The organism is Halosaccharopolyspora lacisalsi, from assembly GCF_014137975.1.
Taxonomy (GTDB): Bacteria; Actinomycetota; Actinomycetes; order Mycobacteriales; family Pseudonocardiaceae; genus Halosaccharopolyspora; species Halosaccharopolyspora lacisalsi.
On sequence record NZ_JACGWZ010000005.1, the window covers coordinates 375,653 to 402,059 of the forward strand.

General features: G+C 69.4%; 21 protein-coding genes and 3 pseudogenes. 11 read left to right on the top strand and 13 right to left on the bottom strand.

Going from position 1 to position 26,407, the window contains the following annotated elements; translation table 11 throughout:
- The first annotated feature begins 151 nt into the window (after nt 1-151).
- The gene (locus FHX42_RS18435) at nt 152-994 is read left to right on the top strand and encodes an SDR family NAD(P)-dependent oxidoreductase (RefSeq protein WP_182545649.1); all 843 of its coding nucleotides are present in this window, start codon (nt 152-154) and stop codon (nt 992-994) included.
- Nucleotides 995-1,080: 86 nt separating this feature from the next.
- Here the strand turns inward: FHX42_RS18435 and FHX42_RS18440 are convergent, their stop codons facing one another.
- Nucleotides 1,081-2,280, bottom strand: a complete 1,200-nt coding sequence (locus FHX42_RS18440; RefSeq protein WP_328796395.1) for an AGE family epimerase/isomerase — start codon at nt 2,278-2,280, stop codon at nt 1,081-1,083.
- Nucleotides 2,281-2,505: 225 nt separating this feature from the next.
- Here FHX42_RS18440 and FHX42_RS18445 point away from each other — a divergent pair, with 225 nt between their 5' ends.
- Complete coding sequence (locus tag FHX42_RS18445) at nt 2,506-3,549, top strand: LacI family DNA-binding transcriptional regulator (RefSeq protein ID WP_328796396.1); 1,044 nt, start codon at nt 2,506-2,508, stop codon at nt 3,547-3,549.
- A 316-nt stretch (nt 3,550-3,865) separates the two neighbouring features.
- Nucleotides 3,866-4,405 (top strand): putative immunity protein, encoded by a 540-nt coding sequence (locus tag FHX42_RS18450; RefSeq protein WP_182545652.1) that lies wholly within the window; start codon nt 3,866-3,868, stop codon nt 4,403-4,405.
- 144 nt (nt 4,406-4,549) lie between these two features.
- On the opposite strand, the gene FHX42_RS18455 is transcribed toward FHX42_RS18450, so the two are convergent.
- Both FHX42_RS18455 and FHX42_RS18460 read right to left on the bottom strand, forming a co-directional pair.
- A complete protein-coding gene (locus FHX42_RS18455; RefSeq protein ID WP_182545653.1) occupies nt 4,550-6,439 on the bottom strand; it encodes a rhamnogalacturonan lyase in 1,890 nt (629 codons plus the stop codon).
- 49 nt (nt 6,440-6,488) lie between these two features.
- Complete coding sequence (locus FHX42_RS18460) at nt 6,489-7,772, bottom strand: SGNH/GDSL hydrolase family protein (RefSeq protein ID WP_328796397.1); 1,284 nt, start codon at nt 7,770-7,772, stop codon at nt 6,489-6,491.
- Between the two features lie 389 nt (nt 7,773-8,161).
- Between FHX42_RS18460 and FHX42_RS18465 the strand changes: the two genes are divergently transcribed.
- The gene (locus FHX42_RS18465) at nt 8,162-10,891 is read left to right on the top strand and encodes an exo-rhamnogalacturonan lyase family protein (protein WP_235987454.1); all 2,730 of its coding nucleotides are present in this window, start codon (nt 8,162-8,164) and stop codon (nt 10,889-10,891) included.
- Nucleotides 10,892-11,008: 117 nt separating this feature from the next.
- Here FHX42_RS18465 and FHX42_RS18470 read toward each other — a convergent pair whose 3' ends face one another.
- Both FHX42_RS18470 and FHX42_RS18475 read right to left on the bottom strand, forming a co-directional pair.
- Nucleotides 11,009-11,848 carry a sugar phosphate isomerase/epimerase family protein gene (locus tag FHX42_RS18470; protein WP_182545656.1) on the bottom strand — a complete coding sequence of 280 codons (840 nt, stop codon included), beginning with the start codon at nt 11,846-11,848 and terminating at the stop codon, nt 11,009-11,011.
- Nucleotides 11,845-13,059 (bottom strand): dihydrodipicolinate synthase family protein, encoded by a 1,215-nt coding sequence (locus FHX42_RS18475; protein WP_182545657.1) that lies wholly within the window; start codon nt 13,057-13,059, stop codon nt 11,845-11,847. The genes FHX42_RS18470 and FHX42_RS18475 overlap by 4 nt, the downstream gene beginning before the upstream one ends.
- Nucleotides 13,060-13,155: 96 nt before the next feature.
- Between FHX42_RS18475 and FHX42_RS18480 the strand changes: the two genes are divergently transcribed.
- Nucleotides 13,156-14,187 (top strand): LacI family DNA-binding transcriptional regulator, encoded by a 1,032-nt coding sequence (locus tag FHX42_RS18480; RefSeq protein ID WP_182545658.1) that lies wholly within the window; start codon nt 13,156-13,158, stop codon nt 14,185-14,187.
- A gap of 125 nt (nt 14,188-14,312) precedes the next feature.
- Here FHX42_RS18480 and FHX42_RS27480 read toward each other — a convergent pair whose 3' ends face one another.
- Nucleotides 14,313-14,462 (bottom strand): lytic polysaccharide monooxygenase, encoded by a 150-nt coding sequence (locus FHX42_RS27480; protein WP_328796398.1) that lies wholly within the window; start codon nt 14,460-14,462, stop codon nt 14,313-14,315.
- Between FHX42_RS27480 and FHX42_RS18490 the strand changes: the two are divergent.
- Nucleotides 14,403-14,648 (top strand): annotated as a pseudogene (locus FHX42_RS18490) (family 1 glycosylhydrolase); the annotation flags it as partial. The gene FHX42_RS27480 and the pseudogene FHX42_RS18490 sit on opposite strands and share 60 nt — an antisense overlap.
- Before the next feature lie 187 nt (nt 14,649-14,835).
- Here FHX42_RS18490 and FHX42_RS18495 read toward each other — a convergent pair.
- The 3 genes from FHX42_RS18495 to FHX42_RS18500 form a co-directional block, all read right to left on the bottom strand.
- Nucleotides 14,836-15,381 (bottom strand): PQQ-dependent sugar dehydrogenase, encoded by a 546-nt coding sequence (locus FHX42_RS18495; protein WP_328796399.1) that lies wholly within the window; start codon nt 15,379-15,381, stop codon nt 14,836-14,838.
- Complete coding sequence (locus FHX42_RS27485) at nt 15,360-15,539, bottom strand: hypothetical protein (protein ID WP_328796400.1); 180 nt, start codon at nt 15,537-15,539, stop codon at nt 15,360-15,362. The genes FHX42_RS18495 and FHX42_RS27485 overlap by 22 nt, the downstream gene beginning before the upstream one ends.
- Nucleotides 15,540-15,767: 228 nt before the next feature.
- On the bottom strand, nt 15,768-16,400 hold the full coding sequence (locus FHX42_RS18500) for a GH12 family glycosyl hydrolase domain-containing protein (protein WP_328796401.1): 633 nt from the start codon (nt 16,398-16,400) through the stop codon (nt 15,768-15,770).
- Nucleotides 16,401-17,263: 863 nt separating this feature from the next.
- Between FHX42_RS18500 and FHX42_RS18505 the strand changes: the two genes are divergently transcribed.
- Nucleotides 17,264-18,448 (top strand): right-handed parallel beta-helix repeat-containing protein, encoded by a 1,185-nt coding sequence (locus FHX42_RS18505; RefSeq protein WP_235987455.1) that lies wholly within the window; start codon nt 17,264-17,266, stop codon nt 18,446-18,448.
- Between the two features lie 145 nt (nt 18,449-18,593).
- Here the strand turns inward: FHX42_RS18505 and FHX42_RS18510 are convergent.
- Both FHX42_RS18510 and FHX42_RS27875 read right to left on the bottom strand, forming a co-directional pair.
- Nucleotides 18,594-18,758, bottom strand: a pseudogene (locus FHX42_RS18510) (DUF397 domain-containing protein); the annotation flags it as partial.
- A gap of 71 nt (nt 18,759-18,829) precedes the next feature.
- Nucleotides 18,830-19,396, bottom strand: a pseudogene (locus FHX42_RS27875) (DUF5753 domain-containing protein); the annotation flags it as partial.
- Between the two features lie 196 nt (nt 19,397-19,592).
- Between FHX42_RS27875 and FHX42_RS18515 the strand changes: the two are divergent.
- On the top strand, nt 19,593-20,828 hold the full coding sequence (locus FHX42_RS18515; protein WP_220480523.1) for an RtcB family protein: 1,236 nt from the start codon (nt 19,593-19,595) through the stop codon (nt 20,826-20,828).
- Between the two features lie 78 nt (nt 20,829-20,906).
- Here the strand turns inward: FHX42_RS18515 and FHX42_RS18520 are convergent, their stop codons facing one another.
- Nucleotides 20,907-21,395 (bottom strand): GNAT family N-acetyltransferase, encoded by a 489-nt coding sequence (locus tag FHX42_RS18520; RefSeq protein WP_182545662.1) that lies wholly within the window; start codon nt 21,393-21,395, stop codon nt 20,907-20,909.
- Nucleotides 21,373-22,017 carry a 6-phospho-3-hexuloisomerase gene (gene hxlB, locus FHX42_RS18525; RefSeq protein ID WP_220480525.1) on the bottom strand — a complete coding sequence of 215 codons (645 nt, stop codon included), beginning with the start codon at nt 22,015-22,017 and terminating at the stop codon, nt 21,373-21,375. Before hxlB ends, FHX42_RS18520 begins: the two co-directional genes overlap by 23 nt.
- A 345-nt stretch (nt 22,018-22,362) precedes the next feature.
- Here hxlB and FHX42_RS18530 point away from each other — a divergent pair, with 345 nt between their 5' ends.
- Genes FHX42_RS18530 through FHX42_RS18540 form a run of 3 tightly spaced genes read left to right on the top strand, consistent with a single transcriptional unit; the run spans nt 22,363 to nt 26,407 of the window.
- Entirely contained in the window at nt 22,363-23,076 is a 714-nt protein-coding gene (locus tag FHX42_RS18530; protein WP_235987550.1) for a GntR family transcriptional regulator, read from the top strand.
- Nucleotides 23,077-23,112: 36 nt separating this feature from the next.
- Complete coding sequence (locus FHX42_RS18535) at nt 23,113-25,629, top strand: GcvT family protein (RefSeq protein ID WP_182545665.1); 2,517 nt, start codon at nt 23,113-23,115, stop codon at nt 25,627-25,629.
- Nucleotides 25,630-25,642: 13 nt separating this feature from the next.
- On the top strand, nt 25,643-26,407 hold the full coding sequence (locus tag FHX42_RS18540) for an electron transfer flavoprotein subunit beta/FixA family protein (protein WP_182545666.1): 765 nt from the start codon (nt 25,643-25,645) through the stop codon (nt 26,405-26,407).

Below are 26,407 nucleotides of genomic sequence, written 5' to 3' on the forward strand. Positions count from 1 at the left end.
CTCACCCCCGTCGGTTCCGGCCGGGCGCCCGGCCGATGCTTCCCCGGCGCCTGCGCATCGGCCGGGCATCTCCCCGCGGTCCGAAAACGAGCTGCGGACGTCGCGATGACCCCGGTAGCTTGTTCGGCATCGAGCGAGGGAGGGGATTCGGATGCTTGTCGAGTCGGGGCAGGTTGCCGTGGTCACCGGGGCGGCGCGAGGGATCGGCCGTGCCATCGCCACCGAGTTGGCGAGCCGTGGCGTGTCCGTGGTGATCGTGGACTTGCGTGCGGAGCCCCTGGGCGCGGTCGCCGAGGAGTTGGCCGCGGCCGGCGACGGTGCCGTCGTGCCCGCCACCGTCGACGTCGCCGACGCGGAGGCGATGACCGCGCTGGCGCAGCGCGTTCAGGAGCGGTTCGGCCGCATCGACCTGGTGATCAACAACGCGGGGATCGCGCCGAACGACGGCAAGCCGATGTGGGAGGCGGACCTGGCGCAGTGGCGGCGGGTCGTGGACGTGAACCTGTTCGGGATGTTGCACGGCATCCGCGCTTTCGTGCCGCATCTCGTCGCGGCGGGCCGAGGGCACGTCGTCAACATCGCCTCGCTCGCCGGGCTGAGCGGTACGCCGCTGAGCGCTTCCTACGGCACCTCCAAGCACGCCGCGGTGGCGCTCTCGGAGATGCTGCTGGCCGAGCTGGAGCTGATGGGGTTGCCGATCGGCGTCACCGTGGTGTGCCCGGGATTCGTGCGCACCCCCATGGTCGAGGAGAACCGGGACATGACCCGGGGGCCGGAGTGGGCCGACAGGCTCGGGGCCGACGCCACCGCACTGCTCGAGTCGATCGAGGAGACGATGAAGGACATGCTCGAGCCCGACGAGGCCGCTCGACGCGTCCTCGCCGCCGTCGAGGCCGGGGCGCTGCACACGTTGCCCACCGGTGACGTCGCCGACGGCGCTCGAACGAGGACTCGGCGCGTCCTCGACGCGATCGAAGCATCGGGGAGCGACTAGCCGGCTGCCGGCCGGGGCACGTCGGTGCCCCGGCCGGACAGCGGAGCGGGCGATCGCGGTTCGTGGGGGCCGGATCACCGGTCCTGTCACCGCTTGCGCGCGAGTGCGGCCGGAGCGGGGGCGAGTGGCAGGACGGGCAGCAGCGCCGCCTGGTAGGCGTGGTAAGCGTCGGGTTTGCCGGACCACACCGAGCTCGCGGGCTGTCCCCCGGGGGTGAGTTCGTGGTGCCAGCTGCCGTTGCCCGGGTCGACGTGGTGGGTGCGGGCGTAGTCCCAGAACGTGTCGTACCAGCGGGCGTAGCGGTCCTCGTTCGTGCGGTGGTACAGAGTGGACGCGGTCAGGATCGCTTCGGCGATGACCCAGTGCATGCGAGCCCGCACCTGGGGGCGGTCCTGCCAGTCGAGGGTGTAGACGAACCCGGGGTGCCCGTCGGCGTTCCAGCCGTGGTCGACGGCGGCGTCGAACAGGTGCCGGGCGTCGTCGAGCAGCCAGTCGGGGGCCCCGGTGCCGAGGGTGGCTTCCAGGTGGATCAGTAGCCGGGCCCATTCCAGCCCGTGTCCGGGGGTGCTGCCGTGGGGGCGGAACGGGTGCTGCGGCTGGTCGTGGTTGTAGTCGGGGAGGGGCTGCCAGTCCGGGGTGAAGTGCTCGGGCAGCCGCCAGTGGTGGGCGGCGGCGACGGTGTGGACGAGGTATTCGGCGATGCGGAGGGCGCGCCGGTGCCACGTGGGATCGCCGGTGACGTCACCGGCGGCGAGGAAGGCTTCGACGAGGTGCATGTTGCTGTTGGCGCCCCGGTAGGCCTCGGTGCTGGTCCATTCCCGGTCCCAGCTTTCCCGGGACAGGCCGGCCTGCTCGTCCCAGAAGTGGGTCTCGACGGTGTGCAGTGCCTCGGTCAGCAGCTCCTCGGCACCGGGCCGACCCATCGCCGTCGCACTGGCCGCGGCCAGGACCACGAAGGCGTGTTCGTAGGCGCCCTTGCTGGAGTCGTCGGTGCTGGAGTACCAGCCGCCGTGCTCGTCGTCGTGGAGCGGGCCGGTCAGGGCGGCGACGCCGTGATCGGCGAGTGCGGCCGTGTCCGCGTCGCCGAAGCCGTGGGCCAGGCTGAACACGTGGGTCATCCGGGCGTTGATCCACGTGGCGATCGGTCGGCGCTGCGCGAGCGCTCCCGTGGCGTCCAGCCACCCGAACCCGCCCTCCGGCAGGCGGGAAGCCGTGGCGAAATCGACCAGCCCCCGCCGCTCGGCAGCCAGCCGGTCGTGATGGGCGGTCGTGTTCCAGTCGGTCACAGCAACTCCTTCGAACGGTCGGTCATGGCCATGATGACCGTTGCCCCGGGAAGCCGGACCGCCCGTGTCGCGAAGGTGGTGTGGCGCCGCCCGGTCATCGTCGACGAGTTCGCCGCTCACGGCTCCGTTGGGCGGGAGTGATCGGATCGGACGTGCCACGTCCGCATGAAACGTTTTACTAGAGCGAAGGATAGGATGGGATGTAGTCGAGTCGAGGGAGGCGCGGTGCGAGCTGCGGGGGACGACCACAACACCGGAGAGGTCGGTATCAAGGATGTCGCCCATCGGGCCGGCGTGTCCATCGGTACCGTCTCCAACGCGCTGAACCGGCCCGACCGGGTGTCGGCCGACACCCGTGCCCGGGTGCGGGCGGTCATCGACGAGCTCGGCTACGTGCGCAGCGAGTCGGCGCGGCAGCTGCGCGCCGGGCACAGCCGGATCGTGGCGCTGTTGGTGCTGGACATCGGCAACCCCTTCTTCGCCGACGTGGCCAGGGGGGCCGAGCAGGCCGCTCGCGAGCAGGGGGTGGGCGTGATGATGTGCAACAGCGCCCAGGACGTCGAGGCCGAGTCCCTGTACCTGTCGATGTTCGCCGAGCAGCGGGTGCGCGGGGTGCTGGTGACCCCGGCCGACACGACCGGGGGGAGCCTGGCGTCGTTCCGGCGCCACGGGATTCCCTACGTGTTCGTCGACCGGGTGGTCGACAGCCACGACTCCTGCTCGGTCTCGGTCGACGACGTCACCGGCGGCCGGTTGGCCGTGCGCCACCTCCTCGAGGGCGGGCACGCCCACGTCGCCTACGTCAGTGGGCCGGCGAACCTGGCTCAGTGCGAGGATCGGCGAGTCGGCGCGCGGATGGCGACCGAGGAGGCCGGTCTGGACGCGGAAGCGCTGACCGTGCTGGAGACCGACAGGCTCGACGTGGCCTCCGGGCGGGACGCCGGGGCCCGGCTGCTGGGGCTGCGGCCGCGCCCGACCGCGGTGTTCTGCGCCAACGATCTGCTGGCGCTCGGGCTCCTGCAGGCCGTGTTCGACGCGGGGATGCGCGTACCGGAGGATCTGGCCATCGTCGGTTACGACGACATCGAGTTCGCCGAGGCCGCCGCGGTTCCCCTGACCTCGGTGCGCCAACCGGCGGTCCGGATCGGCACGACGGCGGCCGAGATGCTGCTGAGCGAGACCGAGGGCGAGCCCGACCACGCGCACGAGAGCATCGTCTACCAGCCGGAACTCATCGTGCGGCGCTCCACGCTGCCCCGGCGCTCCTGACGCGGGGAACCGCGTTCGCCGCGCCGGGGCGCTCCCGGTGTTGACCGGGTCGCGGTCGATGTTTACGGTACCTCTCTATAAAACGTTTCACTGAGGCGAGTACTGCGCCTCCGCCGCTCCCAGCCCGGTTGGTCGCGTCCGGACTTCGACGACTCCCCCTGGGCGCCGGTACGCGTCGCCGACGGTGCCCAGGTGGTCCTCACTCCACGACAGTCTCGGCTTCCTCACCTCCTGGCTGCGGGACCCGGCGGCGGAACAGCATCGCGCCCGGGGAGTCCCACGACGTGGTTCCCCGGCCGGACCGGAGGATGGCGTCATGGCGGATGACTCCACGAGGATCGAACTCAGCCGGCACGAACTCCGGGAGGTCGCCTGCTACGCGGTGGCGTGCGCGCGGCCCGCATTGGCGGTCTTCGAGCGTGAACGCCCCGACGATCGGCGCCCACGAGCTGCGGTCGACGCTGCGCAGGCGTTCGCGGACGGAGGCGAGCGGACCAAGGCGCTACGTGACGGCGCATGGTCGGCGCACCGGGCGGCTCAGGAGACCCGCGATGCGGGACAGGCTGCGGCGAGCGACGCCGCGCGCGCTGCCGGTCACGCGGCCGGTGCGGCGTTCCTCCATCCCCTGGCGAAAGCCACCCAGGTCAAGCACATCCTCGGATCGGCCGCTCATGCCGCACGCGCGCTCGAACTCTCCGCCGGAGACGTCCCCACCGTCGGAGCCGACCACATCGCGCGGTCGCGGATGCCTGCGCACTCCGTCGTGGTGGACGTCCTGAGGCGCTACCCTGCCGCCCCGCGTGGCGGTGGGCGGATCGGAGAACTGATCCGCCAGTTGGACGTGTCACTCCGGTGATTCCCGGTGCTGAACAGTGCCCCGACCGTGGCGATGCCGACCGCGTCGGCAACTTGGGTCGCCGTCAGCAGGCCACCGAAGCCGCACCCGCAGTGACGAAGCGCCTCCCGGCACGTGCGGCCGGGAGGCGGCTTACCGGAGACGTCACATCCCCCAGCCGAGGTAGTACCCGGTGTGCGGGGGTTGGTTGTAGGCGACGTTCTGCCAGGCCACGCCCATGCGGTAGACGTGGTCCTGCATCAGCGACGGCAGTCGGTGTTCGGTCGGGTGCGGGGTCGAGTAGAGCCGGAGCGAGGTGCTGTCCTCGGTCGGCCACAGGACCTCCTCGCGCCAGTCACCGAGGATGTCGGCCTGCAGGCTCGGATTGCCCTTGGTGCCGTTGATCGAGGTGGTGCCCGTGGCGGTCAGCAGGTTCTCCAGCGATTTCGTTCCGGGGTTCCAGTCGTCGATGCGCCCGGTACCGGTTCCGCTGCTCGCGTCGTAGTCGTGATCGAGCAGCTCGCGACCGAGGTCGCCGTCCCACCAGACGGCGAAGTTCGCCGGGGGAATGGTGGTGGAGATCTCCTTGCCCTGCGCGGAGCGCAGGTAGCCGGTGGGACTGTTCCACGCCCCACCGGTCGCCCACGCCTCGGCACCGGGGTGGTCGGGGTCGATGTCGGCGGTCAGGCCACGACCGGTGTCCTTACCGGTGCGTACTCCCCAGAGCGCCTCGCCGCTGTCGGCGTCGCGGAACTCCACGCCCAAGGCGGAATCGGTGTTCTCGTGCACGCCGAACACTTCCAGCCCGGGGCGCGCGGGGTCGAGGTCGCCGAGGTGCATGGCGTCGCCGTGACCGAGTCCGGTGGTGTACAGGCCGGTGCCGTCGTCGTCCAGGGCCATGCCACCGTAGACGATCTCGTCCCGTCCGTCGTCGTCCACGTCGGCGACGCTCAGGTTGTGGTTGCCCTGCCCGGCGTAGTCGCCGTTTCCGGGTGCTTCGCTGTCGAAGGTCCAGCGGTGCCGCAGCTCGCCGCCGCGCCAGTCGAAGGTGCTGACCATCGTCTTGGCGTAGTAACCACGGCCCATGACGATGCTCGGGTGCTCTCCGTCCAGGTAGGCCACCGCGGCGAGGAAGCGCTTGCCGCGATTGCCGTAGCAGTCGCCCCAGTCGCAGAGGTCGCCCCGGGCCGGGGCGAAGTCGGTGGTGGCCAGCGCCTTGCCGGTCCTGCCGTCGAAGACCGTGAGGTATTCCGGTCCGGTCAGCACGCGCCCCCGGTCGTTGCGGTGGTCGGCGTTCGGGTCGCCGATGACCCGTCCGGTGCCGTCCACGGTCCCGTCGGCGGTCTTGAACACCACCTCGGAAAGGCCGTCGCCGTCGAAGTCGTAGACGAGGAACTGGGTGTAGTGCGCTCCGGCCCGGACGTTGGGTCCCAGACCGATGCGCCAGAGCCGTGTCCCGTCGAGCTCGTAGGCGTCGAGGAACACTTCTCCGGTGTAGCCCTCCTGCGAGTTGTCGTGGGAGTTCGTCGGGTCCCACTTGAGGACGATCTCGTACTGGCCGTCCCCGTCGAGGTCACCGACGCTGGCGTCGTTGGCGCGGTAGGTGTGGTCCACTCCGTCGGGGGTGGTGCCTCCGGCCGGTTTGTCCAGCGGGATGTCCCGGTGCGGGGCCGACCACGTCCGCGTGGTCACCGTTTTCTCCGTCCGGCTCCCGGCGACGCGGAGCCGGTAGACCGAGTCGGGAGTTCCGCCGCGGTCGAGGAAGTTGGTGCTGTCCACGATGGGCTGCTCGTTGAGCTTGTGCCCGCCACGGTAGACGTCGAAGCCCACGTCGCGGGGCTCGTCGGCGAACAGGCGCCAGCTGACCAGGACTCCGCGCGCGGTGGAAACGGCGGTGAGACCACGGTCCATGGTGCTCGCCGCCTGCCCTGTCCGTCCCGCCGGCGCGGAGGAGTGGGCGGGTGGTTCTCCGGTACCGGCCTGGGCGGCCCCGGGGACGGTGAGCGCCAGCAGGCCGCCGAGGCCCGCGGCGAGGAGCTTCCGGCTTCTTCGCATGATCTTCCCTTCGGATCTCGTGGACGGTTGCCGAGGCGTGGCCGGTGGTTCAGTTCCGGAAAGCACGCCCCGGAGAACGGTCGAGAGCGGACAGGTCGACGGTCCCGGCCATGCCGGCGAGACCGGCGTCGTTGGGATGCACGTGATCGCCCGTGTCGAACCGGGGTGCGAGTCGGGTCGGGTGTTCGGGATCGCGTAGCGCGGCGTCGAAGTCCACGACAGCGTCGAAGGCACCGGAGTGGCGGATCCAGGAGTTGACCGCCTGCCGACGCTCCTCGCCTTCGGCGGTGTGTCGCGGGGCGCCCTCGAAGGGCGTGATCGTGCCGCCCACGACTCGGACCCCCGCCTGGTGAGCGCGGGTGATGAACTGCTCGTAGACGTCGATGAGTCGTTCCGGATCCACGGTGCCGTAGCTGTTGTGGATGTCGTTGATCCCCTCGAGCAGGACCACGGTGCGCACTCCGGTCTGGCCGAGGACGTCCCGCGCGAACCGTGTCAGGGCGGCCTCGCCACCGAGACCGGCGTCCGTCAGCAGCCGGTTCGCGCTGAGTCCGGCGTTGAGCACTCCGAGCTCGTGGGCATCGGGGCGTCGCACCAGGCGGTCGGCGACCACGTCCGGGTAGCGGTGGTCGGCGCCGAGTTCGGACTCGACGCCGTCGGTGATCGAGTCGCCGAAGAAGACCACCGAACCATCGGCCTCGGAGTGCACGTCGACGCCGTCGAGGAAGTAGCGCGAGGTTCCGATCGCCGAGTAGGCGCCTCCGGGATCGCCGGTCGCCCTGCCGGGGGCGGCGAAGGAGCGGGCCAGTCCCTCGTAGTGCACCGACGCTCTTCCGGTGGCCTTCGGCAGGTGGATGCTGATCACCAGGTCGCCGTCGTCGGGCACCGCCACGTCGACCGGATCGGAGACCCACTCGGCGCCCACGGGAATGGTCGTCGCGGGTTCCCCGTTGAAGGTGACCTCGGCCAGCTTCTCGGGATCGACCTTCGGAGTTCCGGTTTTCCCGGTGCGCACGGCCACCGTCGCCGCTCCCACGGTGAGGGGTTCGGTGCCGTGGACGTTGGTCAGACGTAGTCGGAGGCGGTCTCCGCCCACCGACAGGTGCACGACCTGCCGCAGCGTTCGGTTCCGGAAATCCCGCACGGCGGGACGGTCCGCGGCGGGTGGGGTGACGGCCGCGGCCCAGGAGCCCACCCAGTCCTTTCCGGCGTGGGGCGGATGCCCGGCGGCCGACGCGGACGGCAGCACCAGGAGGACGGGCACCGTCAGCACGATCAGCCAGTGCAGCACACCGGCACGAAACGTCGTCGTGCCCTGCGTGTTCGTGTTCAAGCGGGCCTCCTCGGTCGATATCGGATTCGACGTGCCGGACCGGCTATGTGTGGCCATCGAGGGAGGTCGGGAATCAACATATTGCCGATGATTGAATCGATTTTATAAGCTAGATTCTCGGTGGTGACTTGTCAAGGCCTGATGTCGCCGTTTTCGGGGAAGCATCCAATCGCTGCTGTTCGATGGCGCTAGGGCGTCCTGCTTTCGAGGGGTTTCTCGTTCCTTGCTCCGTTTGGAGGTATGCGGTTATTGACACTCATCCTGTAGGAGTGTTGAATCGTTTTATACCGTTGCAGGCGCGGTTTACCGTTTATTCGGCGCTGCCGCGCGTGCGCACCGGCGGTTTTTCCTCGAACGGCCGGTGCCGAATCGACGATCGGAGATTGCCGATGTCCTATCCGTTCAGTCGCCGTGGCTTCCTGGGAGGCGCCGGAGCCGCCGTCGCGGCCACCACCCTGGGCGGCCAGACCGCCGCTGCCGCCCCCCGCGACTCGTCGGGAGACGGTGTTCGCCTGCGGTGGCTCGACGGAGCACCACGAGCGTCGACCGGCACCAGCTGGGGCGTGCCGTGGCCGAAGGGGAGACTGCGCGCGGACACCACCTTCGCGCTGTCCGGTGACGACGGCTCGCCCGTGCCGGTTCAGTCCTGGCCACTGGCCTACTGGCCGGACGGCACGCTCAAGTGGAGCGGGCACGCCGTCGGATCCGCCGCCCGCGCCGAGAACTTCCGGCTCACCCCAGGAACATCGGCCGCTCCCGAGCGGCCGGTGACCGTCTCCCGACAGGACGGTGCGATCCGGCTCGCCAACGGCACGGTCGACCTCCGGCTGGAGAGCGGGGGACCGACGGCCATCCGGTCGATCAGCCGTGGTGGTCGGGTCACGAGCGAGGACGGTCGGCTGGTGCTGCTGATGCAGGACCAGCCGGACGGTGAGGACGCCACCCCGAGTCGTGGCGACTGGACCGGGGTCGTGGAGCAGGCGGAGATCGAGCAGAACGGACCCGTGCGCGCGGTGGTCAAGCTCTCCGGCCGCTACCGCCGGGACCACGGCAGCAAGCACGGCAACGGGGGACGCGCGATCCTGCCCTGGACGATGCGCGTGTACCTCGCCGCCGGTGACGAGTCGATGAGGCTGGTACACAGCTTCACCTGGGACGCGGACGTGAACAGCGAGTTCGTGCGCGGCATGGGGTTGCGGTTGTCGGTGCCGATGGAGGACGAGGCGCACGACCGCCACATTCGCTTCGGTACAGCGTCGGGAGGTGTCTGGAGCGAGCCGGTGCGCGTGCTCACCGGTCTGCGGCGGGATGCGGGAGCCGCCGTGCGGCAGGGCCAGTTCGCGGGTACCGCCACTCCCGCGCCCGCCGAGTGGCCGCAGGAGGTGCGCGAGGGCTATCAGAAGCTGGCGAAGTGGAACGACTTCACGCTGTTCCAGGAGTCGACCGAGCACTTCGCGGTCTGGAAGCGGACGTCGTCGGCGGCCGGCTGGCTCAAGCACGCCGGGCGTGGACGACGTGCTTCCGGCTTCGGCTACGTCGGCGGTGTCGGTGGTGGTCTCGGCGTCGGTATGCGCGACTTCTGGCAGCGCTTTCCGCGCTCGCTGGACGTGCGTGGTGCCGCGGGTGACAGGGCCTCCGTGACCCTCTGGTCGTACACCCCGCACGCGAACGCGATGGATCTGCGGCACTACGACACCGCCGCCCACGGTCTCGACCTCGCCTACGAGGACGTCCAGGAAGGATTCAGCACGCCCGAGGGCATCTCGCGCTCCACCGAGATGGAGTTGTGGGCCATGGACGCCACCCCGTCGCGGGACCGCGTGGTCGCCCTGTCCGAGACCCTGACGGCGCGGCCCCAGCTGGTCGCCCCGCCCGAGTGGTATCACGGCGCGGGAGTCTTCGGACGATGGAGTCTGCTCGACCGCAGCACCCCGGCCCGGGCCGCGCTGGAGGACTCCGTCGATCGCGACGTCGCCTTCTACGCGGGGCAGGTCGACCAGCGCGAGTGGTACGGGTTCTGGAACTACGGCGACGTCATGCACACCTACGACGCCACCCGCCACGAGTGGCGCTACGACGTCGGCGGCTACGCCTGGGACAACGGCGAGCTCGGCAGCGATGCCATGCTCTGGTACGCGTTCCTGCGCTCCGGGGACCCCACGGCCTTCCGGCTGGGACGAGCGATGACCCAGCACATCAGCGAGGTCGACACGTACCACTCGGGGCGATTCGCGGGGCTGGGAACGCGCCACAACGTCTCGCACTGGGGCGACGGGGCGAAAGAGGCGCGAGTGGGCGAGTCGTTCACCAAGCGCTTCTGCTACTACCTCACCGCCGACGAGCTGCTCGGCGACCTGATCCGCTCCTCGCTGCGGGTCGACGAGACGCTGCTGACCGTCGAGCCGTTGCGCAACGTGCTGCCACCGCAGCACGAGGCGCCGACCCGGCTGCGCATCGGCCCCGACTGGTACGCGCTGGTGAGCAACTGGATGACCGAGTGGGAACGGACCGGCGACACCCGCTGGCGCGACCGGATCACGACCGGCATGACCGACATCGCCGGTTTCCCCGCGGGACTGTTCACCGGAGAGGCGGGAGGCGCCGTCGGGTTCGACCCGGAAACCGCTCGTCTGGTCAACCTCGACAAGGGGGACTACCAGGGTGGCTACAATCTCTCCATGGCCTTCTGCGGTGAGCAGATCCTGTGGGAGGCGCTGGATCTCGTGGATGTTCCCGCCTTCCGCCGCTCCTACGTGGACTTCGCGCGCTACGTGCAGGCCCCGCCCGCGGAGAAGAAGGACCGGTACGGGTTCGACTTCGATCCCGCGGTGTTCGGCACGATCTACTCGCGCGTGACGGCGTGGGCCGGGCAACAGCTGAACGATCCGGCCATCCGCCGGCGCGGCTGGGACGAGTTCACTTCCGATCCCAACGGTCGCCCCTGGCCCGAGCCGGTGCGTGTCGAGGGCGACGCGGTCGCCTCTCCCGTGGACGAGATCTCGACCGAACACTCGAACAACCAGTCCGGCGACTTCGCCACCTGCGCGACCAACGACGCAGCACAACGCACCCTCGCCATCGTCTCGTTGCTGGCCGTGGCTCCCGACGAGGCTCCCTGAGACCGTCCCTTCGGGGGTGAACGCCTCGTTGTGGCGGTCACACCGCCACAACGAGGCGTTCACCACGGCGCGGGGGCCGCCTTCAGCCGAACGACCCGACAAGAGAACATCGGTCGGTCAGGCCCACACGCGGTTCAGGTAGCGCTCGACGGTGGTCGGGACGACGACGCCGGGGTCCGCGTTCCACACGTCCTCGTTGAAGATCTCCACCTCGATGTCGCCGTCGTAGCCCGCGTGCTCCACGGCGGCGCGCAGGGGCGGGAAGTCGATGTGACCGTCCCCCATCATCCCGCGGCCGAGCAGCACGTCGGCGGGAAGCGGGGTCAACCAGTCGCAGACCTGGAAGGAGGCGATGCGATCGGCGGCCCGGTCGATCTGGGTGAAAAGCTCCGGATCCCACCACACGTGGAAGGCGTCCACCACGACACCGACCTGCTCGCTCGGGAAGGCCCCGGCGATGTCCAGGGCCTGACCGAGCGTGGACACGACAGCCCGATCAGCGCAGTACATCGGGTGCAACGGTTCCAGGGCCAACCGCACGCCACGCTCGCCCGCGTACGGGGCCAGTTCCGCGAGCGCCTCGCCGACCCGGTGTCTTGCCTCGGGCAGATCGCGGGATCCGGCGGGCAGTCCGCCGACCACGAGCACCAGGCACGGTGCGCCCAGCTCGGCGGCTTCGTCCAGCGCCCGCCGATTGTCGTCCAGTACCGCCCGCGATTCCTCGCCCCGCGCCCCGGTGAAGAAACCGCCCCGGCACAGCGACGACACCCGCAGCCCCGCGTCGCGGACCAGTTTCGCGCTCCTCGTCACACCGGTCTCGTGGACCGGTTCGCGCCACAGCCCGATGGCGGGGATGTCGTTGTCGGAGCACTCCCGGACGGCTTGCGGCACGGAGCATCGGTCGATGGTCTTCTGATTCAGCGACAGCCGGTTCAGTCGCTGGTCCCGTGTGGTCATCGGTCGACTCCCGCCAGATCGAGCAGGCAACGCATCCGGGACACCGCGAGCTCGGGCTCGGCCAGCAGCCCGGCCGTGTCGGCCAGCCGGAACGCCTCGGCGAGGTGCACCACGCTGCGCCCGCTTTGCAGCCCGCCGACCATGGTGAATCCGGGCTGGTGCCCGTTCAGCCAGGCCAGCAGGGCGATTCCCGTCTTGTAGTAGTAGGTCGGAGCGGCGAACAGGTGCTTGGCCAGGGGCACCGTCGGTTCCAGGATCGCGTCGTAGGTCGCTTCGTCGCCCTTGTCGAGGGCGTGCAGCGCGGCGGACGCGGCCGGAGCGATCGCGGCGAACACGCCGAGCAGGGCGTCGCTGGAGGCTCCCGACTCGCCCTTGATCAGCCGGGGGTAGTCGAAGTCGTCACCGGTGTAGAGCCGGATCCCGGCGGGCAGTGCGGCGCGCAACCGGATCTCGTGCTCGGCGTCCAGCAGGGAGACCTTGATCCCGTCGATCTTGGATGCGTGCTCGTGCAGCAGTGTCAGCAGCGAATCGGTGGCCGTCGCGATGTCCTCCGATCCCCAGTACCCGCGCAGGGCCGGATCGAACATCGGGCCGAGCCAGTGCAGGATGACCGGGCCGTCGACCTGGGCGAGCAGCCGCCCGTAGACCTCGTGATAGTCCTCGGGGCCGCGGGCGAGCGCGGCGAGTTGCCGGCTGGCCATCAGGATCACCTGCGCTCCCGCGTCCTGGACGGCCTGCACCTGTTCCGCGTAGCCGGACACCACGCCGTCCAGACTCGTCACGTCGGCCGGCAGGTGGTCGGTGCCCGCCCCGGCGGCGATGCGGCCGCCGACGGCCGCGGCCTCGGCGGCGCTGCGCCGGACGAGTTCCTGCGTGGCCGCCCAGTCCAGGCCCATACCGCGCTGTGCGGTGTCCATGGCCTCGGCGACCCCGAGACCGTGGGACCACAGGTGTCGCCGGAAGGCCAGCGTCGTCGGCCAGTCCACCTGCGCCGGTGCTCCGGGCGCGTTGGCGCCGAGGGGGTCGGCGACGACGTGTGCCGCCGCGTAGGCGACGCGGGTCCGGGGCGGATCGACGGGGTGGGGCCATTCGACGGGGTCGCGCAGGTGGTGCGTCCTGGTCGATCCGTCGGCGTTGGGAAGCCGGATGGTGGGGTCCACGATCACCTCGGTGGAGTTGGAAACCGCTTTCCAGGGAGCGTAGAGGCGCATGGCTGTTCACCGCAAGGTGCTGTCGCGAGCATGGCGGAAAGAGCTTTCCCGGTCTTGGGAGTACCATCGGACGGCATCGAGCGAGGGGGTCGGCGAATGGCACGAGCGGGCGGCAAGGCGAACCTGAACGACGTGGCCAAGCAGGCCGGGGTGTCGCTGGCCACCGCGTCACGGGTGCTCAACGGCAGCGCCCGTACCGTCGGCGCGGAGTTGCAGGAACGGGTGCGGGAGGTGGCCGCCCGGCTGGACTACTCCCCGAGCGGACCCGCCCAGGCGATGGCGCGTGGTGCCACGAACGTGATCGGTCTGGTCGTGCCCGACATCGCCGATCCGTACTTCTCCACCACGGCGGCCGGCATCATGCACGAGGCCGAGCCGCACGGCATGATCATCACGCTGTCCAGTACGCAGCGCAGGTCCGAGCGAGAGGCCGAGTACATCGCTTCGCTGCGGCGACAGCGAGCTCGGGGAGTCATCCTCGTCGGCAGTCGGACCACGGACAGCCGGCACGAGGCGGACCTGCGCGCCGAGGTGGAGGCCTTCACCGCCGCGGGCGGCCGGGTGGCAGCGATCAGCCAGCACCGGCTCCCGGCCGACACCGTCCTCGTCGAGAACCGTGCCGGAGCGCGTGCGCTCGCCGAGACCCTCGTGGGCCTCGGTTACCGGCGTTTCGCGGTGCTGGCCGGACCGTCCGACCTGGTCACGGCGCGGGACCGGCTCGCGGGGTTCCGCGAGGGGCTGCGCCGGGCCGGGATCACGCTCGACTCCGCGGACGTGATCCCGGGGGAGTTCACCAGGGACGGCGGCTATGCTGCGGCCACGGCGCTGCTCGACGAGGACCGCGACGTCGAGTGCGTGTTCGCGGTCAACGACGTGATGGCCGTCGGCGCGGTCGCCGCGTTCCGCGACCGGGGGCTGAACCTGCCCGACGACCTCGCGGTGGCCGGCTTCGACGACATCGTCAGCCTCCGCGACATCTGGCCGCCGCTGACCACGGTGCGGGTTCCGCTGGAACAGCTCGGACGGGAGGCGCTGAAGTTCGTCCTCGACGAGCCCGGCGACGGTTCCCGCGTCCGCCGCTTCCGCGGTGAGGTCGTCGTGCGGGCGAGCACTCCGGCGCTGGGCTGACCGGCGACCGTCGACCGACCTCGCGGTACCGGGGGAGGGCGCGAGAACGGCGGTGCCGCCCGGAGGGCACGGCTCCTCCGGGCGGCGCGTGCTCCAGCCGTGTCCGTCCACTGCGGCGTGCGGTGTCACCGGAAGAGGACGTCGGAGCAGTTGTAGAAGGCCTCGGGGCTGTCCGAGCGCTGCCAGACGGAGTAGATGATGTGCCTGCCGCTCTTGGAGCGGTGGACGACGTCGACCGGGTGGAGTTCCTCGTTTCGCACCTGCGTGCGGCACACGCGGCCATCGAACTCGGCGTGGACCTGCGCGGGTACTTCTACTGGTCGTTGCTGGACAATTTCGAGTGGGCGGAGGGCTACGCCAAGCGCTTCGGACTCGTGCACGTCGATTACGAGACCCAGCGCCGGACCCCGAAGCTCAGCGCCGTCCGGTACGCCCGGGTGATCGCCGACAACGGCGTGTGAGCGGGCCGGTCGTACTCGGCGTCGTCCCGCGAGCCGTCGTGGCCCGCGGGACGACGCCGATCACCGACCGGCGGGTCACCTCAGCGCGATGCTCCCGCCTCGGCGGTGGTGAAGGAGACCCGGTGCAGCCTGCCGGGCAGGTCGTTGACCACGTAGAGCTCTCCGGACTCGTCGGCGCCGAAGGCCGTCACCTGAGTCGGCAGCGTTCCGATCTCGGTGGTGCGGTGGCCCTCCCCGTCCTCGGCGGGTCGCACACCCCACACGGTTCCCGAGCAGTAGTCGTTCGCCAGGTAGGCGCCCCGGCCAGCTCGGAGTGGCGCTGTCCACGGTAGACACGTCCCCCGATGACCGCGCAGCCGTCGATGGGCGTGCGGTAGGACAGGACCGGGTCGACGTGGTCGGCGTCGGGGTCGCAACGGCTCGCGTCGAACACCTCGGGGCCTTCGCGGCACGACCAGCCGAAGCTCCGGCCACCCGCGCCGGCGAGGACGTGGTTGATCTCCTCGTGGGAACCCCGACCGACGTCGGCGATCCACAGGGAACCGTTCGCGGGGTCGAACGAGAACTTCCAGGGATTGCGCAGACCGGAGCTCCAGATCTCGGAGCGCGCTCCCTGTGCGTCGGTGAACGGGTTGGACTCCGGGGCGCAGTACGGACGGTCGCCGCACCGCCCGCCGACATCGATCCGGATGACCTTGCCGAACAGGGTGCTCAGGTCCTGACCGCTGCGCAACGGGTCTCCCGCACCACCGCCGTCGCCGAGACCGAGGGAGAGGTGGCGAACCCCAGGTTCCCGCCGTTGTGGTCGGTGAACTCGCCGTGCGGCTGTCGGAGCAGCACCTCCTCGGAAGCGGTCGCGCCCGGACCGAGCGTGAAGCGGGACAGTGCCACGGTCCCGTCGGGCAGGCTCGTGTAAGTGACGTAGACCGCGTGATCGGTGGCGAACTCGGGGAGGGGACGACGTCCGGCAACCCCTGTTCGTTCCCGGCGTTGGTGACTCGATCGCCGATGTCGAGCAGCGGGCGCGCGGCCAGCCCGAGCAGGGTGAGCCCGACGGCGACGACCAGCGCTCCGAGCCGTTTTCGCGGTGGCATGTCGACTCCTTTCCGGCGGTCGGTGTCAGCTGACGTTCAGCGCGAAGTCGTCGGTGGCCAGGCCCGCGCCGCCGATCCACGGCTCGAAGCCAGCCTGAACGCTGGTCAGGTACCAGTTCTCACCGACGGAACCCCGCCGGACGGCGTCCTCGCTGAACGCGGCGAGGTCGAGGTCGTCGACGTCGTCGGTGGGCTGCACCCGGACGTAGCTGATCACGTTCCAACCGGTGTCGCCGGTCCAGACCTCCCACCGCGCTCCGTCGATGGTCACCGTGGCCACGGGAGAGCCGATCGGTTGGACGTCGCCCCGGTGGTCCAGCCAGATCATCAGTTCGGCCGCGTTCTGCGCGGGCTGCTGCGGATCGGGATCGAACCACAGGTCGTAGGCGACGTTGTAGGTGCCCTGCTGCGGAGTCGTGGTGGACCAGTCGCTGGTCACGGTTCCCATGTCGGCGACGGAAAGCGGTAGGTCGTCACCGGTGGTGCAGTTCTGGTAGTGGCAACCCGCGTAGATCGACGGGTATCCGGCCGGAGCTCCGTTGGTCGCCTTGTCGTGTTCGGCGGTGGTCACGGTGAAGGAGGTGCCGGACACGTCGATGCACTGTTCGGTCCGAGCTCCCCAGCGGTTGTTCTGCACGATGCATCCGCCGTCCTGCACCGCCGTCGAGGCGTACTCGCCGCACAGGGTTTCGGCCGCGGGTTGTGCCGAGGCGAGGGACGGGGGCGGTCGAGGTCAGCGTCAGGACGGGCACGGCCAGCAGCGTCGCGGCCAGCCGGCGTCCACGGTGCTTGTCGAGCATGGGAATGCACGTCCTTTCCTGGATTCCTGCGGGGAGCCGGTCCGTGCGGCCGGGCCACGGGTGGACCGCACGAACCGGCTCCGGTGCGGGACGGTGCTGCGGAACAACCCCGTCCCGCGTCGAGGACCGCGCGCGGGCGGCGCCAGAACTGGGAGCGTGTCTCGGCCACCTTCGTGCACTGCGGACGTGGCCGGCTCCCGCGAAGGGGCGGTCCCTCGGGCGGTCCGCTCCGCGCATGGTCGCCGGTGCGTGTCCGGTGCTGTCCCGCGAGCTCTTCCCGGACGCCGAGGGGTCGCGTGGTCCTGGTGAGTCGTGTTCGGAAGCGCTCCCAGAGCAGGATAGCGTGCATTCGAGTGAATCGGTTCCGCAGCTTGATCACGAACCGCATCGGGTGTCGGAACGGTCGTTTCCGGTCGCCGCGTTCCGGTGGCTGTCGGGATCCGTGTTTTCCCGCGAACGCCGAGAATCGTTCGGGCATTCGGACCGATCGACATCGTCGAACGTATTCGATTGTTGACACCACTCGATCGGTGTCTCAGTATACTCGGCGCGTCGGTTGGTCGGCGCGAACCGCGAACGGCCGGATGGTTTCCGTGTCGACATTCTTTTCGCCGTCCGTTCCGCACGGGGTGGAGAGTTCGAATGCGCTGAATAGCCCGGAGGCGGGCGAGCGTGCTCACGATTCGCGGTGAATCATCCCCGAAACGAATACGGAGTGGACATGCGAAGTGGAATGGCCGCCCTCGGCGGGCGCCGACGGCCGGTGCTGGCAGCGGCCGTGCTGGCCGCGCTGGCATTGTGCGTCCCCGCCTCGGGAGCAACGGCCGCGACAACCGAATCCGCCGCCCCGCAGGAGTGCGGCAGCGGCTCTTACCAGGCTTCGGCGTACCGGACCGACGACGGTTCCTGGGAGGCGAGCAACGGCGACAGCGTCGTCTACAGTGGCGCGAACATGCGCGCGGCGATACAGGCGGCCGTGGACAGTCTCACCCAGGGGCGCACTCAGAAGGAGCGAGCCGTCGTCTGGAATTCGGGCACCATGAGCGCCAGTCGGTCGGTGGACCTGCCCAGCTACACCGTGCTCGACGTCTGCGGCACGATCGACGTGACCGGGTCGGTATCCGCGGGCAACGCGGCCGTGCGCGGCAGACACGCGTCCCACGTCGAGGTACAGCACCTCACCGTCACCGGCGCGCCGTACTTCGGCGTCTTCTTCCGGAACGGCTCCGACGTCCACCTGGGAGACATCGAACTGCGGCTCTCCGGTGGCCTGGGCATCCGGATCGACAACCACGCCGACCGAGGCGAGCCCACGAGGAACGTGCGGATCGACTCGGTCCACGTCGAGGGCGCCGGTAGCCACGGAGTGGAGACCTACGGCGTGGACGGCCTGGAGATAGGGACCGTCGTGGCGAAGGACGTCGCGCATTCGGGCGTGCTGCTCAATGACACCGTCAACGCCACGGTGGGCGCGGTGGACGCCACCAACGTCGGCACGGGAACCGGCTACGCCGCGTTCCGGATGGCCAACCGCAACGGCCGGATCGACGGCGGCTACCCGGTCAACATCCACGTCGGTGAGGTGGTCGCGCGCGGTGGTGGTCGCGGAGTGTTCTGCGTTTCCGAAAGCGGCGGCGCGGTGATCGAGCGGGTGGACATCGCCGATACCGGCAACAACGCCATTCTGGTCGAGAACTGCTACAACGTCGAAATCGCCTCCGGGGGAGGCAGCGTCGCGGGCCCGGGAAGCATTCGGGTCGCGGCTCGTTCCGATTTCCCGAACACCAGGGACGTGACCGTGCACAACCTCACGGTCACCGACTCGGCGATCGTCGAGCGGCCGTGTGGTGACAACGTCACCTTCACCGACAACGAGCTGGTCAACACGACGCGCGACGTGTGCTAGGACGCGCTCGGGGGCGCTGTTCGGATGCCGGGTCACTCCCGCTCGAATCCGAGGGACGCGTGCCCGGTCGTCGTCCAGCCGTGTCTCCAGCGGCTCGATTAGTGGAACGCGTCGTTTTGGTGGTCACACCACCACAACGACGCGTTCACCGGTCGAGGGAGCCGCGCCTGGCGGTGGCCAGGAAGGCGTTCCAGGTGGCCGGGCTGAACACCAGGACGTCGCCGTCGGGGTCCTTCGAGTCCCGCGCGGCCACACCCCCGATCGGGGAGGCCACCTCGACGCAGGGGCCCTGGTCGGCGCTGTGACTGCTCTTGCGCCAAGCCGGTTTCGTCCGTAAGTCCTCGGTCGTGGGTACTCCTTCGCGACAGTTCGGATCACGCTAATCGATTCGTCTGGAGGTAGTGCCAGTGCGCAGAGGTGTTCGAAAGCCACGTTGTGACTCTCGATCGCGTGCGCTTCTTCGAGATGGAGAGCTCCGGACCTGTATTCCAGGTAAACCACTCCTGGATCACGGTCCCGCGGAAAGCCCAGCATGGTGAAGGGACCGGTCATGCCGGGGTGGGCGCCTCTGTCGGAGGGAATCACTTGAATGGTGACCTCCGGTAGTTTACTCATCGTGAGCGGATGGACGAGTTGGTCGCACATCACCTCCCGACCGTCCACGACACGGCGTAAAGCTGCTTCGTCGAGCACTACCCACAGGTGCAGGGGCGCGTCGCTGCGGGATGGTGCTTCCTGTCTTCCCCAACGAACTTCTACATGTTGGTCGATTTGCTCTTGTGCTCGCTCTGCGGTTCCGCGTTGGGCTACTGCTTGCGCGTAATCGCGTGTCTGAAGCAGTCCTGGCACGAGCTGAGCTTCGTAGGTGCGGATTTGCGAAGCGCCCTGTTCGAGGCCGACGAAAAGGGAGGACCAGTCGGGAGGGCGTCGGAGTCGTAGCTTTCCCACCAGCCCTTCCGGCAGGATTCCCCGGCCGCTTCGAGGTAGGTCGGTCAGCGCTCCTCCGGTACCCGGTGGAGCGAAAGCAGCACTTCTTCCAGGTCTCGCAGCACGACGGGTCGTTCGGCGGTCTCGATGTAGGAGACCTTGGCGGTGGTGCAGCGCAGCGCCTTGGCAACGACGCGTTCACCCTTCGGGAGCCGCGATGTCGTGTCCGCTCGAATTCGGTTGCGGGATCGGGATACTGGTCAGCATGGAGCAGATCAGCAAGCGGCTGTGGAACTGGGCGTCGATCGTCGACGACGAGACCCGGCAGCAGGCGGAGATGACGGCGAGCATGCCGTTCGTGTACCCGCACCTGGCCCTCATGCCGGACGCGCACCTGGGCAAGGGATCCACCGTCGGTTCGGTCATCCCCACCCTGCGGGCGATCATTCCCGCCGCCGTCGGCGTCGACATCGGATGCGGCATGATCGCGGTGCGCACCCAGTTCGACAAGGCCAAGCTGACGCGGCGCGCCGGCAAGGGTCGTCGTGGGTTGGGCGCTCTGCGCGAGTCGATCGAGCACGCGGTCCCGCTGTCGGCGGGCAAGTACAACCGCGAGCTGACCGATACGGCGGTCAAGCGCTGCGAGGAGCTCTTTGCCAAGGCGACCGAGGACGGGTTCGACCCGGCCGAGTACGCGGGCAACTGGAAGCACCAGCTCGGCACCCTCGGCTCCGGCAACCACTTCATCGAGGTCACCGCCGACGAGCAGGACCGGGTGTGGCTGTTCCTGCACTCCGGCTCTCGCGGGGTGGGCAACAAGATCGCCCAGCACCACATCAAGGTGGCCCAGCAGCTGTGCGAGAAGTGGTGGATCCCGCTGCCGAACAAGGATCTGTCCTATCTCGTCGAGGACACCGACGAGTTCTGGTGCTACATCCGCCAGCTGCGGTGGGCGCAGCACTTCGCGCTGCTCAACCGCGAGGAGATGATGGACCGCGTGGTCGACTGCCTGTCGGAGTGGGCCGGGACGGACGTGATCGAGCAGGAGCGGATCAACTGCCATCACAACTTCACCGAGCGGGAGAAGCACTGGGGCAGGCAGGTGTGGGTCTCGCGCAAGGGCGCGATCGAGGCGAGCGAGGGTAAGCCCGGCCTGATCCCGGGCAGCATGGGCACCGCCTCCTACGTGGTGGAGGGCAAGGGCAACAAGCCGTCGCTGAACTCCTCTCCGCACGGTGCCGGCCGCAACCACTCGCGGTCGGCGGCGCGGAAGAAGTTCACCCACGAGCAGTTGCGGAAGGCGATGGCCGGTATCGAGTTTCGCGACACCGAGGCGTTCCTCGACGAGATTCCCGCCGCGTACAAGGACATCGACCAGGTGATGACCGACGCGTCCGACCTGGTGGAGGTACGGCACGTGCTGCACCAGCTGGTCAACGTCAAGGGCGATTGAGCGAGCGCCCGTCGAGCCGCCGGACCAAGATGCGAGATCGTTCGCCCGAAACGCCTCCGGCGGGTCCCGGAGGCGTCGTCACTTCAGTCGCTGGAACATGACGTGGAGACCGACGAGTCCGTGCTCGGCGTGGTCGAAAGCTTCCGGGACGGTGGTCAGGATCCGGAAGCCCAGCGACTGCCACAGGTGCACCGCGGACTCGTTGGTCTCCACGACCGCGTTGAACTGGATGCCGTGGTAGCCCGCCGCGCGGGCCCATTCGAGCAGGTCGTTGCCGAGAGCCCGACCGACACCCCGGCTCTGCTGGTGCGGGTCGACCATGAAACTGCCGGTGGCGATGTGGGACCCCCGCCCGGGACGGTTCGGTCCCATCGTCGCCGACCCCAGCACCGCGTCACCGTCGACGGCCACCACGGTCCGGCCCGGAGGTCGTTTCATCCAGTACCCGCGCGCTTCCTCCGACGAGAGGTTCTCCGGATAGGCGTAGGTCCGGCCGCCGGCCACGATCTCGGAGAAGAACGGGTAAATGCGGGGCCAGTCCTGCTCAGCAGCTTCCCGAATCAGCACGAGCCGTACTGTAGCCACCGCGACCGAGCGCGCCAAACCTCGCGGTTGGTGCCGCCGGGCGGGCGGCTCGTTCCGTGGTCACGTGTGCGGCCCTGGCGCTGGTGTTGTCGACCGCGCGGAGCTCGGCCAGCCGCAAGCACGCGGCGTCGAGGACCAGGTGCAGTGCCTGGTCGAACAGGCTGGACAGCGGCTGCATCGTCGCGGCCTCGTCCGCCCCGCGGTGCTTCGTCGCTGCGGGCACGGTCAGCAGGGTCGAGGCCGACTCCGCCAGCGGCGAACCGGCGTCCGTGGTGATCGCCAGCACCCGGCCACCGGCTCGGACGGCCTCCTCGGCGGCCCGCACGGTTCCCGTCGTGGTGCCCGAACCGGAGACCGCCACGAGAGCGTCGCCCGCCGCGAGCGCGGGAGCCGTCGTCTCGCCGACGACGTGGACTCGTAGGTCCAGGTGGACCAGTCGCATCGCGAAGGCGTGCGCCATGAACCCGGATCGCCCGGAGCCGGTGACGAGGATCCGCTCGGCGTCGGCGAGTTCCTCCGCGACGCGTTCGATCTCGTCCCGGTCGGTGCGGGTCAGCACACCCGCGATCTCGTGCTGGATGAGCTCCAGCGGGTCCGTGCTCAAGAGGGACCTCCTTCGTCGGTTCCGAGAGGAGCGTCGTACGGGCACGTCGTGGTTCCGGGCCGGTGTCCCACGATGTCCCTCGATCGAGCGATCTTTGCGAGGGGCCGGGTGCATCCGGGACGGGGCGAGTCCCCGAGCGAAGCGTCGATACGCCGCCGCGACCACAGGCGGTGATACGTCGAGGCATGTCGAAGTTCCTGCTCACGAGCCCGCCCGAAGAGGTGGGGGCGATCCTGGGGCGCTCGGCCGTTGCGTGGCACCGCAGACTCGGTCGACTGAGAAATTTTGTTTCGGATGAAGCAACGCGTTGCGTATGGAGCGTGATATATCTACGATATGGCTGTGATGGAGATCACAGAAGTGCGCCCCGGATCAGGCAGGTACCCGCTGCCCGATCTGGTCACGGTCGAGCCCGGCCGCACCAGCGTGGCCAGCCTCAGCGAGAAGGCGTACTACCTGCTCCGGGAGCGGTTGATCACGCTGCGGATCCGGCCGGGGGAGACCATCGACGAGCGCGCCCTCCAGGAGGAGCTCGAGGTGGGACGAACCCCCCTGCGGGAAGCGTTGAGCAAGCTCGCCGACGACCGGCTCGTGCACGTCGTGGCCCGGCGTGGAACGTTCGCCAGTCACCTCGACCTCGGTGCGCTCAGCGCCATCAGCGAAGTCCGCGTCGAGCTCGAGTCCCACGCGGGCTACCTGGCGGCGAAACGGGCCACCGTCGAGGACCACGACGCCATCGCCGGAGTCCTGGAGGACCTCGACGCACGTGGCACGACCGGACCCGATCACCGGGAGCTGATCCGACTGGATCTGCGCATCCACCACGTCGTGCACCGGGCGACGCACAACCCGTACCTCATCGCCACGCTCGACGAGTACTACGTGCACAGCCTGCGGATGTGGTTTTTCGTGCTCGACGACCTCGACCGGCTCGAGCACGCCATCGACGGCCATCGCGACCTGCTCACCGCCGTGAGCGACGGCGACTTCGCGGCGGCGCAGCAGATCATGCGCGACCACGTCACCGGATTCGAACAGGAGATACGGGCAGTGCTCTAGCGCATCCGATGTCCACAACACCCGATTGGAGCCCTCATGAACACGCTGCCTGACAGCGCCGACGTCGTCGTCATCGGTGCCGGAATCGCGGGTAACTCGGTGGCCCACCACCTCGCGCAGGCCGGCTGGCACAACATCGTGCTGCTGGACAAGGGGCCGCTGCCCGACCCGGGAGGTTCGACCGGGCACGCCTCCAACTTCATCTTCCCCGTCGACCACTCCAAGGAGATCACCGCGATCACCGTGGACTCGATGCACCAGTACGAGAAGCTGGGCATGCTGACCACGTCGGGCGGTATCGAGGTCGCCCGCACCGAGGAACGCGTCGAGGAACTCAAGCGCCGGATGGCCTCGGCGAAGGCGTGGGGAATCCACTCCGAACTCATCAGCCCCGAGAGGGTGGCCGAACTCGTCCCCTTCGTCGACACGAGCATCGTCAAGCTCGGTTTCTGGACCCCCTCGGCGGCGGTGGTCGACCCGTTGCAGAGCGGGGCGCTCATGCGGGAGCAGGCCCAGGGTCTCGGGGCGCTGACCGTCTCGGCCAACACCGAGGTCAGCGGCATCGACACCAGCGGTGGCCGGATCTCGAAGGTCCGCACCGACCGCGGTGACATCGACACCGACACGGTCGTCGTCGCGTGCGGGGTGTGGAGCCCGCGCATCGCGCGGATGGCCGGTGCCCGGATCCCGCTCGTCCCTGTCGTGCACCAGCTGATCGACGTCGGACCCATCCCGGAGCTCGCCGAGACCCACTCCGAGATCGGCTACCCGATCGTGCGCGACATGGACCCGCTCATGTACGAGCGGCAGAGCGGTGCCGATCTCGAGGTCGGTTCCTACGCGCACCGGGCGATCCTGCACGAGCCCGACGACATCCCGTCCTACGAGGCCGCGCAGCTCTCTCCCACCCAGCTGCCGTTCACCCAGGAGGACTTCGACCCGCAGATGGAGGACGCCCTGGAGCTGTTCCCCGGGATCCTGAACACGCCCGGTGCGGGGATTCGGCACTCCATCAACGGTCTGCTGTCGCTGACCCCCGACGGCGGCCCGGTGCTGGGTGAGACGCCGGAGGTCAAGGGCCTGTGGTCGGCCGCGTCCGTCTGGATCAAGGAGGGCCCCGGGGTCGGCAAGGTGCTCGCCGACTGGATGACCCACGGCAGCACCGAGGTCGACATGCACGGTGCCGACATCGCCCGCTTCTACCCGAACCAGCGCACCACGACGCACGTGCGGGCCCGCGCCGACGAGGGCTTCAACAAGATCTACGGGATCGTGCACCCCAACGAGCAGTGGGAGTCCAACCGCGGGCAGCGGCTCTCCCCGTTCCACCCCCGCGAGGTCGAACTGGGCGCCAGGTTCTTCGAGGTCGGTGGCTGGGAGCGGCCGCACTGGTACGAGTCGAACAGGGCGCTGCTCGAGGAGTACGCCGACCGCGTCGACGATCGCCCGCACGAGTGGGACGCGCGCTGGTGGTCGCCGATCATCAACGCCGAGCACCTCGCCCTGCGCGAGCGCGTGGGCGTGATCGACCTGACGGCCTTCGCGCAGTTCGACGTCTCCGGGCCGGGTGCCCTGGACTACCTGCAGCGCATGGCCCTGGCCCAGGTGGACAAGCCCGTCGGCAAGAGCGTCTACACGCCGATCCTGGACCACAACGGTGGTTTCCGCAGCGATCTGACGATCATCCGGCTGGACACGGACTCCTTCCGGATCATCGCCGGTGGCTCCGACGGCCCCCGCGACAAGAAGTGGTTCACCGACCACCTGCCCGCGGACGGGTCGGTCGTGTTCACCGACGTGACCTCGGCGGTGTGCACCATCGGGCTCTGGGGACCGCGCGCTCGCGACGTGCTCTCGGCGGTCACCGAGGACGACGTCTCGGCCGAGGCGTTCCCCTTCGGCACGGCTCGGTACATCGACGTGGACGGGGTGCCCACCCTCGCCCTCAAGATCTCCTACGTCGGCGACCTCGGATGGGAACTGCACGCCCCGTTCGACCAGGGGCTGAAGCTGTGGGACACGTTGTTCGAGGCGGGCCGCGAACACGGCATCGTGCCCGCGGGCATCGGTGTGTACGGCACGACGGGTCGGCTGGAGAAGGGCTACCGGCTCATGGGAGCCGAGCTCGAGAGCGAGTACAACCCGGTGGAGGCGGGGCTGGCCCTGCCGAAGGTGAAGTCGCCCGACTTCGTCGGCAAGGAGCCGTACCTCAGGGCCCGTGAGCGGGGTCCCGACACCACGTTGTGCACGTTGACGGTGGACGAGTGCACCGACTCCAACGGGACGCGCCGGTACCCGCAGGCGCACTCGCCGATCCTGACCACGACCGGCGAGCGGATCGTCGACAGCAGGGCCAGGAGCTCCTACGTCACCAGCGCCGGATCGGCGCCCTCGCTCGGCGAGTACCTGCTCATGGGGTACCTGCCCGCCCCGTACGCGGCGGAGGGCACCGGGCTGCTCGTCGAGTACATGGGCGAGCAGTACCCGGTCACGGTCGTGCGAGCCGGGCGCACCCCGCTGTTCGACCCCGACGACGAGCGCATGAAGGCCTGACGGAGGAACGACCATGAAGGTACTCGTCTGCATCAAGCGGGTCCCCGCTCCCGGCGGGAAGCTCTCGCTGACCGAGGACGGCACGGACATCGACACCCGCCACCTCGGATTCACCATCGGTCCCCACGAGGAGTGCGCCGTCGAGGAGGCGGTGCGGCTCGTCGCCGAGCACGGTGGCCAGGTCACCGTGCTCAGCGCGGGACCGCCCGAGGTGGAGGAACAACTGCGCTACGCGATGTCGATGGGGGCCAACGCCGGCGTGCTCGTCGAGCAGAGCGCGCAGGACCCGGAGGCCACGGCGAGGGCGCTGGCGGAAGCGATCGGGACGCTGGAGTCCGAGGACGGACCCTTCGACCTCGTCCTCCTCGGCAACGAGTCGGCCGACGCGGGCAACTACCAGGTCGGCGTCCGGGTCGCGTGCTCGCTCGGGCGCCCCGTCGTCGGCGGCGTCAAGGGCGTCGAGGTCGGCGCCGAGGGCACGGACGTGTTCCTGCGCCGGGAGAGCGCCGAGGGGATCGAGGTCTACCAGGCGCCGCTGCCGGCGATCACCGCCGTGAAGGAGGGACTCAACCTCCCGCGCTATCCCAGTATTCAGGGCAGGTTGCGGGCGAAGAAAGGGCCCGTGCGCACCCTGCGGCCGGAAGTGCCCCAGGGCGGCCTGCGCACGGTGCGCTTGCGTCAGCCTCCGGAGAAGTCGAAGGAGACCGTCGTGCTCGGATACGGAGCCGACGCCGCCGACTCCGTTGTCGACCTTCTTGTCGAGAAGGGAATGGTTTGA

Bases quoted from the DNA above. Each gene is read 5' to 3' on its own strand.
- FHX42_RS18435 (WP_182545649.1), top strand. From the start codon at position 152: ATGCTTGTCGAGTCGGGGCAGGTTGCCGTGGTCACCGGGGCGGCGCGA.
- FHX42_RS18450 (WP_182545652.1), top strand. From the start codon at position 3,866: ATGGCGGATGACTCCACGAGGATCGAACTCAGCCGGCACGAACTCCGG.
- FHX42_RS18455 (WP_182545653.1), bottom strand. From the start codon at position 6,439: ATGCGAAGAAGCCGGAAGCTCCTCGCCGCGGGCCTCGGCGGCCTGCTG.
- FHX42_RS18465 (WP_235987454.1), top strand. From the start codon at position 8,162: ATGTCCTATCCGTTCAGTCGCCGTGGCTTCCTGGGAGGCGCCGGAGCC.
- FHX42_RS18470 (WP_182545656.1), bottom strand. From the start codon at position 11,848: ATGACCACACGGGACCAGCGACTGAACCGGCTGTCGCTGAATCAGAAG.
- FHX42_RS18475 (WP_182545657.1), bottom strand. From the start codon at position 13,059: ATGCGCCTCTACGCTCCCTGGAAAGCGGTTTCCAACTCCACCGAGGTG.
- FHX42_RS18480 (WP_182545658.1), top strand. From the start codon at position 13,156: ATGGCACGAGCGGGCGGCAAGGCGAACCTGAACGACGTGGCCAAGCAG.
- FHX42_RS18505 (WP_235987455.1), top strand. From the start codon at position 17,264: ATGCGAAGTGGAATGGCCGCCCTCGGCGGGCGCCGACGGCCGGTGCTG.
- FHX42_RS18515 (WP_220480523.1), top strand. From the start codon at position 19,593: ATGTCGTGTCCGCTCGAATTCGGTTGCGGGATCGGGATACTGGTCAGC.
- FHX42_RS18530 (WP_235987550.1), top strand. From the start codon at position 22,363: ATGGAGATCACAGAAGTGCGCCCCGGATCAGGCAGGTACCCGCTGCCC.
- FHX42_RS18535 (WP_182545665.1), top strand. From the start codon at position 23,113: ATGAACACGCTGCCTGACAGCGCCGACGTCGTCGTCATCGGTGCCGGA.
- FHX42_RS18540 (WP_182545666.1), top strand. From the start codon at position 25,643: ATGAAGGTACTCGTCTGCATCAAGCGGGTCCCCGCTCCCGGCGGGAAG.